Origin of the sequence: Pseudomonas caspiana (assembly GCF_040224095.2) — a bacterium.
Classification (GTDB): domain Bacteria; phylum Pseudomonadota; class Gammaproteobacteria; order Pseudomonadales; family Pseudomonadaceae; genus Aquipseudomonas; species Aquipseudomonas caspiana.
In genome coordinates this window covers 5797016-5808549 of sequence record NZ_CP167995.1, presented here as the reverse complement: position 1 = coordinate 5808549, position 11534 = coordinate 5797016, and the positions used below count along the sequence as shown (strand labels likewise).

The window sequence follows — 11534 nt, the reverse complement described above, 5'->3', positions numbered from 1 at the left end:
CGGCTATTCGGCTCACCTAATGAGCCGAATAGGGCTATTATTCGGCTCATGTGCATAACGGCCGTCATCATGAACGAACCCTTGAACTGGATCTGGCAGCATCCTGACTGGCCGCATTTTCGCTGGCAGACAGAGCGGCTTGCTTCACTGTTGCGCTGCTGCTCCCAGGCGCAGGGCCAATTACTGGGCATGTTGGGTGCGGCCGGTGTCGATGCGAGCGCACAGACGGAGCTTGATGCGCTGCTGCAAAACATCATCACCTCTTCGGCCATTGAAGGGGAGCAACTGAATGTCGGCTCGGTACGTTCCTCACTGGCCAAACGTCTGGGCCTTGAGGCTGATCAGCGGGTCAGCCCACGCAGCGAAGGGCTGGCCGAGCTGATGCTTGATGCCACCCAGCAACACACTGCGACGCTCACGCTTGAGCGGATACTGCACTGGCATACGCTGCTGTTTCCGGCTCAGGAGTCTCTGCTGTCGCATGACATTCGGGTCGGTGCGTTGCGGGGTGACGAGCTGATGCAGGTGGTGTCGGGGCGTGTGGACCGGCCAACCGTGCATTTCGAAGCCCCGGCGCGCGAAGGCCTGGAGGGACAACTCGATGCGTTTCTCGATTGGTTCGCCGCCAGCCGGGAAGATGTCAGCCTTGACCCATTGCTGCGTGCGGGCATTGCGCACTTCTGGTTCGTGACGCTGCATCCCTTCGATGACGGCAACGGCCGTCTGACGCGAGCAATCACCGACCTTGCTTTGGCGCAGGCCGAGAACCAGGCGATCCGATTTTACGCCATGTCCGCCAGCATCCTTGCGGATCGACGCGGCTACTATGAAATCCTGGAGCGCAGTCAGAAAGACGGTCTGGACATCACGCCGTGGCTTGAGTGGTTTCTGCAAACCCTGCTGCATACCCTTGAGCAAGCGATCAAACGCATCGACCGCGTATTGGCGAAGGCGCGCTTCTGGCAGCAACACCGGGAAGACGGTTTATCGCCAGAGCAAATCAAAGTGCTCAATCGTTTGTTGGACGGAAGTTTGCTGGCCGACAAACCGGGTTTCGAAGGCGGCATCAGCGCCGCGCAATATCAGGCCGTCGCCAAGGTCAGTAAAGCCACTGCAACCCGGCACCTGGCTGATCTTCTGGAAAAGGGCTGCGTGCTGAAACTGCCGGGGGGAGGGCGGAGTACGCGGTATCGGTTGGTCTTGGATTGAGCGTTGTTGTCGATTAGTAGTTACCGCATTTGTAGGAGCTCACGAGCAACGCGAGGCAGCGATAGCGTCCTGCCTGATACACCGCCATCGCGGCCTCGCGTTGCTCGTGCGCTCCTACAAAGTTCGCGTTTACATCTTGCGTGCACGCCACTGGTGCGATGAGTTAGATGTTTGTTACCCGCCGAGATATTGAGCCACAACTTCCCCGCTCTACAGCCAGACATCGCCCTTTCCCTTGAGTGAAATTTCCGAAAAAAATTTGGACCAACTAAGCATTTCGTTGATGTCGAATTCTAATTACTTGAATTTCTTGATCGTTTATTCGGTAAAGCGCTAAAAATGGGTAGCGAACAAAAACCAGCTCACGAACCCCTGGACGTAGAGCCGGGCGCCCCATGCTGCTGAAAATCGTTAGTGGGTCCAGCTTTTCGAGGAGGTGGAGAATAATGCCAGCTGCTACCTTTGGACCTGCGTTTGCAACGTAGTATTCGTGGATAGAAAGCAGGTCGCTTCGAGCTTTCTCAGTCAGCGCTATTGTTCGCACGTGCTAACCACTCAGCTTTTACTATTTCAAGATCGGTGAGACGTCCCGCTTCAGCGTCTGCAATACCTTCGTCTATCGCCTGCAACTCTTCGAATGCTGTCGCCAAATATTGTTCTAACGCCCGTTGCAGATGGTATTGGCGGTCTCGATTTGAAGCCGACACGAGCTCGTCGAGTTTTGCTGCCAATGAGTCATCAATAAAGAATGACAACGTGGATGATGCCATGACGTACTCCCCGAATTGGCAATTATAGGTTTGCGCGCAACGCTTGGGAGTATACCGCTGCTGTGAGTGCAGAGAGGTTTCGCTATTCAGGTGTGTCATTGCTTTGAAGTTTTCGCAGGAAATTTGGGCTTTGAAATTTATCAAGGGATGCCTACTTTTTTGAGTTAGATATTTATTGCCTGCGCAGATGTTGACTCGTTCTATGGCCGTTCGATAGCAAGAAGCCTCCCTTTCACTTGAGTGAAATTTCCGAGAAAATCCCGGCCTATTGCGCCCTGTGAATTGGGTCTCTAACCTCCTACCGTCGCTGCAAAATCAGCGATCAGGTTTGGTAGACCTAGGTTATGTAGGCGCAAGGCGCCACCTTCAGCGAGGCGCTTTCTTACGGTCTGTTTATGGTGGCCGTGCGCATGGCGTCCTCGGACGCGCCGGACGCCTACACCGGTTCTACCAACTTGCGTACGGCCGCCACCCTTCGTTTGGTAGCGAAGGCAGCGGCTCCTTAAGTCATGTAGGAATTAAATAAAATGCCCGAAACATCACCCCAAATACCCTTCCTCGCCAATCACGCCCTGACCCAGGAGCAAGCCCTGACTCACGCCTCGGACCTGCTGCGCTGCGCCATGGCCACCGCTTACGAATGCGGCGACAGCCTGACCGGTTCGAAGCGCGATCTGGCGTTTTCCGTTGTGCATCTGGTTGAAATGGCCAAAGCGATGGTTGAGCGTTCGCTTCGATAGTTGCTGCGAAGCTGCTGCCTCCTGTGGGAGCTGAGCTTGCTCGCGATGAACGATGATGCGATCTGCCTGAAACACCGCGGGCAAGCCCAGCACCCACAATAATCTGAGCCTTGCACTACAGCTTTTGGGCCAGCATTAGCCGCCATCAACTGATCATTACTCCAACCGTAACGATCCCACGCTCTACTTGATTGATGCCCCGCACCCTTAGCTCCTAAGGTGGCCCACGACAGCGAAATCGTGGAGTGGACATGACAACAATAACGACCCCCGACGCGCGCTGGTCGCGTCGTCGCACCGAGAAACAGCGGCGGCTCGAGCAGGTGCGGCATCTTGCCGATGGTGTGGTGTTGCCGACCGACAACATCGTCGCGGCGCTGGAAGCCTTGATGGTGTCCGGTGACCGTGTGGTGCTGGAGGGCAACAACCAGAAGCAGGCGGACTTTCTTTCCCGTGCCCTGGCCAAAGTCGACCCGGCCAAGCTGCACGACCTGCACATGATCATGCCCAGCGTCGGGCGCTCGGAGCATCTTGATCTGTTCGAACGCGGCATCGCCCGCAAGCTCGATTTCTCTTTTGCCGGTACGCAAAGCCTGCGCATCAGCCAGTTGCTGGAAGACGGCCTGCTGGAAATCGGTGCAATTCATACCTACATCGAGCTGTACTCGCGGCTCGTGGTCGATCTGATTCCCAACGTCGTGCTCTCCGCCGGTTTCATGGCTGATCGGGCGGGCAACATCTACACCGGGCCAAGCACCGAAGACACTCCCGCCTTGATCGAACCTGCCGCGTTCAGCGACGGCATTGTCATCGTTCAGGTCAACCAGTTGGTGGACGACGTCAGCGATCTGCCTCGCGTTGATATCCCTGCGTCGTGGGTCGACTTCGTGGTGGTGGCCGACAAGCCGTTTTACATCGAGCCGCTGTTCACCCGCGACCCGCGCCACATTAAACCGGTGCACGTGTTGATGGCGATGATGGCGATCCGTGGCATCTACGAAAAACATAACGTGCAGTCGCTCAACCACGGCATCGGTTTCAACACCGCTGCCATCGAATTGATCCTGCCGACCTACGGCGAATCACTCGGCCTGAAGGGCAAGATCTGCCGCAACTGGACGCTCAACCCGCACCCGACACTGATCCCCGCCATCGAAAGCGGCTGGGTAGAAAGCGTGCATTGCTTCGGCACTGAGCTGGGCATGGAAAACTACATCGCCGCCCGGCCGGACGTGTTCTTTACCGGTCGCGATGGCTCAATGCGTTCCAACCGTATGGTCTGCCAACTGGCCGGGCAATACGCGGTGGATCTGTTCATCGGCGCGACCTTGCAGGTGGACGGCGACGGTCACTCTTCAACCGTGACCCGTGGTCGCCTCGCCGGTTTTGGTGGCGCGCCAAACATGGGTCACGACCCTCACGGTCGTCGCCATCCAACCCCCGCGTGGCTGGACATGCGTCAACAGAGCGGCGATGGCCCGGACGCTTATCTTGAACGCGGTAAAAAGCTCGTGGTGCAGATGGTCGAGACGTTCCAGGAAGGCGGCAAACCGACCTTCGTGGAAACCCTCGACGCGGTCGAAGTGGCGAAGAAAAGCGGCATGCCCCTCGCGCCGATCATGATCTATGGCGATGACGTCACCCATTTGCTCACCGAAGAAGGCATCGCCTATCTGTACAAGGCACGCAGCCTGGAAGAGCGTCAGGCGATGATTGCGGCGGTGGCCGGCGTGACCGTGATCGGCATGCGCCACAACCCCAAAGACACCGCCCGCATGCGTCGTGAAGGCTTGATTGCGCTGCCTGAAGATCTGGGTATCCGTCGCACCGATGCCAGCCGCGAACTGCTCGCCGCCAAGAGCATTGGTGATCTGGTTCAGTGGTCGGGCGGCTTGTACAACCCGCCTGCCAAATTCAGGAGCTGGTGATGAGCGCACTCGCACACAAAGCCAAATCTGACAGCCCGTTGTTCGCCGAACAGCTGGCTGACCTTGCCGTCGACGCGTTGATTGACGAGGCTGATCTGTCTCCCAAGCCGGCGCTGGTGGATCGGCGTGGCAGCGGCGCGCACAGCGATCTGCATCTGGGCCTGATGCACGCGTCGGCGCTGTCGCTGTGGCCGATGTTCAAAGACATGGCTGAAGCCGCCGAACAGTTCGGCGAAATCGGCCAACCCTTGCGCGAGGCCTTGGGGCGCATTGGCCGCGAAGGTGAAGCAGCGATGCTTCGCACGACCAATGGCGTAAACACCCACCGTGGTGCGATCTGGGCGTTAGGCCTGCTGGTTACCGCTGCCGCGCTTGAACCGGATAACTGCAGCGCAGCGCAGTTGAGCTTGCGTGCTGCAAAGCTGGCCTTGATTGAGGACCGCAACGTGGTCGCGCAACTTAGCCACGGCGCACAAGTGGCCCAGCGTTACGGCGCCATGGGCGCGAAAGAGCAGGCGCAACTGGGCTTTCCAGCCGTCATGCAAAAAGGCCTGCCGCAACTGCAACGCAGTCGGGCGTCCGGCAGTGGCGAGCAGAACGCGCGACTTGATGCCTTGCTGGCGATCATGACCACGCTGGCGGACACCTGCGTCTTGTATCGCTCCGGCCTTGAAGGCTTGCACGCCATGCAGGAGGGCGCGCAACGGGTGCTGGATGCAGGCGGCAGCGCGAGCCTGGCCGGTCGTCGCTGTTTGCATGCACTGGATCAGCAGTTATTGCAGCTCAACGCATCCCCCGGTGGCGCTGCCGACTTGCTCGCCGCATGCCTGTTCATCGATAGCCTTGAGCCTGTGCTCGGCTCTGAATCGAGGAGTGTTTGACCATGGAAACCCTGTCTTTTGAATTCCCCGCCGGGCAGCCGCCGCTAGGCCGTGCGCTGGTGGGTTGTGTCGGCTCCGGTGATCTGGAAGTGCTGCTCGAACCCGGTGTGCCCGGCAAGTTGTCGATCAACGTGGTGACGTCGGTGAACGGTGCGTCTGCCCGCTGGCAGCATTTGTTCGAGCGCATGTTTGACGGTCAAACGCCGCCTGCACTGGCCATCGATATTCATGACTTCGGCGCGACGCCGGGTGTGGTTCGTTTGCGTCTGGAACAAGGCTTCGAGGAGATCGGCCATGACTGATACCGCACGCTTGCTCCAGCAACACAGCTTCGTCGAATTGGGCGCTCGGCAACGGGCCAAGGTCTTGCTCGACGAAGGCAGCTTTCGTGAATTGATCGGGCCTTTTGATCGTGTCATGTCGCCCTGGCTGATCAAGCAAGGCATCGTTGCTCAGGCGGATGACGGGGTGATTGTCGCCAAGGGAACGGTCGGTGGTTTGCCAGTGGTTATCGCCGCCATCGAAGGTGCGTTTCAGGGCGGCAGCATGGGCGAAGTGGGCGGCGCGAAAATGGCCGGTGCTCTGGAACTGGCCGCTGAAGACAACCGCAACGGTATCCCGACTGCCGCGATTTTGCTGCTGGAAACCGGTGGCGTTCGCTTGCAGGAAGCCAACCTTGGCCTGGCGGCGATTGCCGAAATTCACGCCGCGATTGTCGACCTGCGCCAATACCAGCCGGTGATCGGCGTGGTGGCAGGCAGTGTCGGTTGTTTCGGTGGTATGTCCATTGCGGCGGGCCTGTGCAGTTACCTGCTGGTGACTCAGGAAGCGCGGCTTGGCCTGAATGGCCCGCAAGTGATCGAGCAGGAAGCGGGCATCGAAGAATACGACTCCCGCGATCGGCCTTTCATCTGGAGCCTGACCGGAGGTGAGCAGCGTTACGCCAGCCACCTGGTGGACGGTTTTGCCGCTGACGATGTGCAGGCGATCCGTGAACAAGTGACTGGCTGGATCAGCCTCGGTGTTCCGGCTCAGGAGCGCAGCAGTCAGTACGACACCTTTCTGCATCGTCTGGCGCGTCTGGATACGACTTCCCAAATCGAACCGCAGGCAGTTCGCGATCTGTATGTAGGAGAAAAGCGATGAGCGCTTCCCAACGAGGTTTGAACTGGTTCAAGGCGCTCAGCGTCAATGCTGCTGAAGTGGTCGGTTTGCCGCATTCAGTCAAAGCAGCCGACGGTGTGTTGGGCGATCAGCCGGTGCGCTTTCTGGCGGTGGTTGCCGATGCTGAAAACCGTTTCCCGCGTGCCCGCAGCGGCGAGGTCGGCTTGCTGGAAGGGTGGGGCCTGGCCAAAGCCGTGGATTCCGCCATCGAGCTGGATCGCGATAACGAACACAAGCGGGCGTTGATCGCCATCGTCGATGTGCCAAGCCAGGCATATGGACGACGCGAAGAGGCGCTGGGCATTCATCAAGCGTTGGCGGGCGCTGTGGACAGTTATGCTCGCGCGCGATTGGCGGGCCATGCAGTGATTGGTTTGCTGGTGGGCAAGGCCATGTCCGGGGCGTTTCTGGCTCACGGTTATCAAGCCAATCGACTGATTGCCCTGCGCGATCCGGGCGTCATGGTGCATGCCATGGGCAAAGAGTCGGCAGCGCGGGTCACGTTGCGCAGCGTCGACGAACTGGAAAAACTCGCCGCCAGCATCCCGCCCATGGCGTACGACATCGAGAGTTACGCCAGCCTTGGCCTGCTCTGGGAAACCTTGTCGGTGAGCCAGATCGAACAGCCTTCCGCGACTGATATCAGCCACGTTCAAGACGTGCTGAACAGTGCGATCAAAGACGTGAAGGCCACTGGGAATGACTTGAGTAGCCGACTCGGCGCGAGCAATCGTCAGGCCTCGTCGAAAGTACGCGAACTGCTGCGGGCGCAGTGGTAAATGAACGCTGACCTGACGGTGCTGCCCCACGACTTGTTGTGGGGCATGCCCGTGTCCGCATTGCCTGCCGATGCGCCGGACTGGGTGGTTGAGGCCGTGCGCTTCGGGCATCCGGTGGTGGTGCGTCGTTCGCTGGCGCCGCGAGCGCTCGTCGCGGTGGGCATTCGTGGCGAGCGTCGTGAGCAGCGGTTTGCAGCACTGATGCCGCGAGATGCTATCGAGCGTTGTGTTCGTCCTGAGCAGTTGATCCATGTTCGTGGGCAGCACGATTGGCCTGCACTGCAAGCGCTGGATCAGATTCGGCCGTTGATGGATCTGCTGGGGCTGCCTTGGGGCGTGAGCGGTAGCGCTGGTTTCGAATTGGCCAGCGGCGTGGCGGCACTGCATCAGAACAGCGACCTGGATTTGATTGTGCGTACGCCGCGATTTGTCAGCCGCGATTGGGCGGCCGAACTGGTACAGGTTCTGGATCGTTCTGTGTGCCGTATTGACGTGCAATTGCAGACGCCTTTTGGCGCGCTGGCATTGCGCGAGTGGGCAGGGGCTTCGCGTCAGGTGTTGCTCAAAAGCGAACTCGGCGTCTGGCTGGTCACTCAACCGTGGCAGCCCACCGAGGCCTGCGCATGAGCAGCTTCTGGGTGTTCCCCGGCCAGGGCGCGCAGCAGCCGGGCATGTTGAATCAGTTGCCCGATGAGCAACTGATACGTGATTGCCTGAGCGAAGCCAGCGATGCGTTGGCGGAGGATGTATTACTGCTGGATTCAGCCGACGCATTGCGATCTACCCGCGCCGTTCAACTGTGTTTGTTGATCGCCGGTGTCGCCAGTGCTCGGGTATTACAAGCACAAGGCTGCGCGCCTGACACCGTTGCCGGACTGTCCATCGGCGCCTATCCGGCGGCGGTCATTGCGGGTTCATTGGCATTTGCTGACGCCGTGCGTCTGGTGGCGTTGCGTGGCGAGTTAATGCAAAGCGCTTATCCCGAGGGCTATGGCATGACGGCAATTATCGGGCTGGATCAAGCCGCCGTCGAAGCGTTGGTCGCTGACGTGCACGGTCACGCGTCGCCTGTGTACCTGGCCAATATCAACGCCGAAAACCAGTTTGTGATCGCCGGAAGCGCCGAGGCGATGGCTGAAGTGGCGCGCCTGGCGAAAGCCGGAGGCGCGGCAACGGTCAAGCGTCTGGCGGTGAGTGTGCCATCCCACTGCGCGCTGCTTGAGCAATCGGCGCAGACCCTGGCCGAGGTTTTCGCCACTGTGACGATTAAAGCTCCCGCCGTGCGCTATCTGAGCGGCAGCACGGCACGGCCGATGCTGACTGCGGACAAGCTGCGCGACGATCTGGCCTTCAACATGTGCCGTGTCATCGACTGGCGCAGCACGGTGCAAACCGCGTATGAGCGGGGCGCTCGCCTGCACATCGAGTTCCCGCCGGGCACCGTGTTGACCGGGCTGGCGCGCAAGGTATTTGAACAAGGAACGGCAGTCGCTTTTCAAGGCGCTCGCCTGGACAGTCTGGTCGCGTTGTCGCGTGAGGAGGGCAGCCGCAACCCATAGATCGCAAGGACGCAGGACCGTTTCGAAGAACAAGAACAACAACTTCGTAAGGCAAACTGAGGAATAACAATAATGATTATCTACGGTGTAGCACTGCTGGCTATCTGCATGCTTGCAGGGGTGATTCTCGGTGACTTGCTGGGCGTAATGCTGGGCGTCAAATCCAACGTGGGCGGTGTCGGGATCGCGATGATCCTGCTGATCTGCGCCCGTTTGTGGATGGAGAAGCGTGGCGGCATGAGCAAGGAATGCGAGATGGGTGTTGGCTTCTGGGGGGCGATGTACATCCCGGTAGTCGTCGCGATGGCGGCTCAGCAAAACGTTGTCACGGCCCTCAAAGGCGGCCCTGTCGCCGTACTTGCAGCCGTGGGGTCGGTGGTCTTGTGCGGTTGCACCATTGCCTTGATCAGCCGCATCAACAAGGGCGAGCCGCTGCCTCCGGAAGAGCCGGTGATCATTCCGGGCATCACGCCGACGCCAACCTCATCGCCAGTAACAGCAGGGAGCCGCTGATATGTGGGAAATCATTGATAAAGGCTTGATCAGCAACGGGCTGGTCACGGCGTTCGCATTCGTCGGCGTGGTGATGTGGATTTCCGTCGTGCTCTCCAAGCGCCTGACGTTTGGTCGGGTGCATGGTTCAGCCATCGCCATTGTCATCGGCCTGATTCTCGCCTGGGTCGGCGGCACGATGACCGGCGGGCAGAAAGGCCTGGCGGATGTCACGTTGTTTTCCGGCATTGGCTTGATGGGCGGCGCCATGCTGCGTGATTTCGCCATCGTTGCCACGGCGTTTGAAGTGCAGGCGACTGAAGCACGCAAAGCCGGTTTGATCGGTGTGATTGCCTTGCTGCTCGGCACGATCCTGCCGTTCATTGTCGGCGCGAGCATTGCCTGGGTGTTTGGCTACCGCGATGCGGTGAGCATGACCACCATTGGCGCGGGCGCAGTGACCTACATCGTCGGCCCGGTTACGGGTGCAGCGTTGGGGGCGACGTCTGATGTGATGGCGCTGTCGATCGCAACAGGCTTGATCAAGGCAATCATCGTGATGGTCGGCACACCCATGGCCGCACGCTGGATGGGTCTGGACAATCCACGCTCGGCGATGGTTTTTGGAGGTCTGGCTGGCACCGTCAGCGGCGTGACGGCGGGGCTTGCCGCAACGGATCGGCGACTGGTGCCTTACGGCGCACTGACTGCAACGTTCCACACCGGGTTAGGTTGCCTGCTGGGTCCGTCGTTGTTGTACTTCGTGGTGCGCGCTATCGTTGGTTGACCCACGTCATCAGTGTCTTGTGGGAGCCGAGCTTGCTCGCGAAGAGGGCGCCGTGGATGTCTGGTCAATCGTGTTCAGTCTTATCGCGAGCAAGCTCGGCTCCCACAGGTATGAGGTGATCCCACGATTTGCGCCGTGCCTTGGGACCGGCTTTAGCCGGGAAGAGGCCGGTACAGTCACAACATTTTTATCGTCCGAAATGCCATTTCCCGGCTAAAGCCGGTCCCACGTCAGATTTTGGGTGAGCATTGAATTTCCTACAGGAGACCGCATTCCACTTCGGTTTAATCGGCGGACAACCTGTTTGAATACATCCGCCCCTCCGCAATCAATGCCAATAGATTCGGGTCGCGCTCCTTCGACTTTAGAAACACCATGCCGATGTGCTGTTGCATGCGGTAGCGCTCTTGCAGCGGGATCAGCTTTACCCGATTCTCGTAAACCGCTGCGATACGCCCCGGCAACAGCGCATACCCCACGCCTGAGCTGACCATGCTCAGCAAGGTGAAGATGTCATTCACCTGCATCGCCACTTTGGGTTCAAACCCGGCCTGCTGAAAAACCCGGATGCCATCGCGATGGGTGGCGAAGCCTTGGGTCAGGGTAATGAACGTCGCTTCGCGCAGGTCGCTCAGGTCCACTTCGCTGTGTTGTGAGAACGGCGAATCAGCCGGGACCGCGAGAAAGATGTCGTCGGAAAACAGCGGCAGATGTTCGCAGTCCGGGTCGTTGACGCTTTCGTCCAGCGACACCAGGATCGCGTCCACTTCCATGTTCTTGAGCTTGTAGAACAGATCGATGTTTGAGCCCATGATCAAGTCGATGTTGAGCTCGCTGCGGCGTATCTTCAGGCCCATGATCAACTGCGGCACGGTCTTAACTGTCAGCGAATACAGCGAGCCGAGCTTGAAGCGTGCAGCGGAAAACCCGGCGGCCTGACGTGTCAGCTCAACCGTGGCGAGCACGTCCTGAATCAGCTTCTGTGCTCGCTCCTCCAGCACATAAGCGCTTTCCAGCGGCGTCAGGTTGCGGCCTTCATGCTTGAACAGCGGGCAGCGCAGGGCGCTTTCCAGTGAGTGAATCGCGCGGTGCACACTGACGTTGCTGGTGTTCAGATCAGCGGCCGCTTTCGTCAGGTTGCCGGTGCGCATGAAGGCCAGGAAAATTTCCAGCTTTTTCAGGGTCAACTCATCGTCGATTTGCATGTCGTGAGGCTTCTTGTTTG

14 protein-coding genes are annotated in these 11534 nt (G+C 59.2%); 11 read left to right on the top strand and 3 right to left on the bottom strand.

Features of this window, described 5'->3' with window-relative positions; genetic code table 11:
- Positions 1–69 precede the first annotated feature (69 nt).
- Positions 70–1209 (top strand): Fic family protein, encoded by a 1140-nt coding sequence (locus ABRP31_RS26190; RefSeq protein ID WP_349971146.1) that lies wholly within the window; start codon positions 70–72, stop codon positions 1207–1209.
- A gap of 268 nt (positions 1210–1477) precedes the next feature.
- Here ABRP31_RS26190 and ABRP31_RS26185 read toward each other — a convergent pair whose 3' ends face one another.
- On the bottom strand, positions 1478–1753 hold the full coding sequence (locus ABRP31_RS26185) for a type II toxin-antitoxin system RelE/ParE family toxin (protein ID WP_349971145.1): 276 nt from the start codon (positions 1751–1753) through the stop codon (positions 1478–1480).
- Complete coding sequence (locus tag ABRP31_RS26180) at positions 1731–1979, bottom strand: CopG family ribbon-helix-helix protein (RefSeq protein ID WP_122666968.1); 249 nt, start codon at positions 1977–1979, stop codon at positions 1731–1733. The genes ABRP31_RS26185 and ABRP31_RS26180 overlap by 23 nt, the downstream gene beginning before the upstream one ends.
- 527 nt (positions 1980–2506) lie before the next feature.
- Here ABRP31_RS26180 and ABRP31_RS26175 point away from each other — a divergent pair.
- The 10 genes from ABRP31_RS26175 (at position 2507) to madM (ending at position 10309) form a co-directional block, all read left to right on the top strand.
- Positions 2507–2719: a DUF6124 family protein gene (locus ABRP31_RS26175; protein WP_349971143.1), complete on the top strand. Its 213-nt coding sequence runs from the start codon at positions 2507–2509 to the stop codon at positions 2717–2719.
- A 251-nt stretch (positions 2720–2970) separates the two neighbouring features.
- The gene (gene mdcA, locus ABRP31_RS26170; protein WP_027901332.1) at positions 2971–4647 is read left to right on the top strand and encodes a malonate decarboxylase subunit alpha; all 1677 of its coding nucleotides are present in this window, start codon (positions 2971–2973) and stop codon (positions 4645–4647) included.
- Positions 4647–5528 carry a triphosphoribosyl-dephospho-CoA synthase gene (locus ABRP31_RS26165; protein ID WP_349971141.1) on the top strand — a complete coding sequence of 294 codons (882 nt, stop codon included), beginning with the start codon at positions 4647–4649 and terminating at the stop codon, positions 5526–5528. Before mdcA ends, ABRP31_RS26165 begins: the two co-directional genes overlap by 1 nt.
- A 2-nt stretch (positions 5529–5530) precedes the next feature.
- Positions 5531–5830, top strand: a complete 300-nt coding sequence (locus ABRP31_RS26160; protein WP_087265683.1) for a malonate decarboxylase subunit delta — start codon at positions 5531–5533, stop codon at positions 5828–5830.
- Positions 5823–6674 (top strand): biotin-independent malonate decarboxylase subunit beta, encoded by an 852-nt coding sequence (locus tag ABRP31_RS26155; RefSeq protein ID WP_349971139.1) that lies wholly within the window; start codon positions 5823–5825, stop codon positions 6672–6674. The genes ABRP31_RS26160 and ABRP31_RS26155 overlap by 8 nt, the downstream gene beginning before the upstream one ends.
- Positions 6671–7471 carry a biotin-independent malonate decarboxylase subunit gamma gene (gene mdcE / locus ABRP31_RS26150; RefSeq protein ID WP_349971138.1) on the top strand — a complete coding sequence of 267 codons (801 nt, stop codon included), beginning with the start codon at positions 6671–6673 and terminating at the stop codon, positions 7469–7471. The genes ABRP31_RS26155 and mdcE overlap by 4 nt, the downstream gene beginning before the upstream one ends.
- Positions 7472–8098 (top strand): malonate decarboxylase holo-ACP synthase, encoded by a 627-nt coding sequence (locus tag ABRP31_RS26145; RefSeq protein ID WP_349971137.1) that lies wholly within the window; start codon positions 7472–7474, stop codon positions 8096–8098. It begins immediately after the preceding gene.
- On the top strand, positions 8095–9030 hold the full coding sequence (mdcH, locus tag ABRP31_RS26140) for a malonate decarboxylase subunit epsilon (RefSeq protein WP_349971136.1): 936 nt from the start codon (positions 8095–8097) through the stop codon (positions 9028–9030). Before ABRP31_RS26145 ends, mdcH begins: the two co-directional genes overlap by 4 nt.
- Before the next feature lie 72 nt (positions 9031–9102).
- Positions 9103–9543, top strand: a complete 441-nt coding sequence (gene madL, locus ABRP31_RS26135; protein WP_087265693.1) for a malonate transporter subunit MadL — start codon at positions 9103–9105, stop codon at positions 9541–9543.
- A gap of 1 nt (position 9544) precedes the next feature.
- The gene (gene madM / locus ABRP31_RS26130; RefSeq protein WP_111758493.1) at positions 9545–10309 is read left to right on the top strand and encodes a malonate transporter subunit MadM; all 765 of its coding nucleotides are present in this window, start codon (positions 9545–9547) and stop codon (positions 10307–10309) included.
- A 284-nt stretch (positions 10310–10593) separates the two neighbouring features.
- Here madM and ABRP31_RS26125 read toward each other — a convergent pair whose 3' ends face one another.
- Positions 10594–11514, bottom strand: a complete 921-nt coding sequence (locus ABRP31_RS26125; RefSeq protein ID WP_349971135.1) for a LysR substrate-binding domain-containing protein — start codon at positions 11512–11514, stop codon at positions 10594–10596.
- Positions 11515–11534 lie beyond the last annotated feature (20 nt).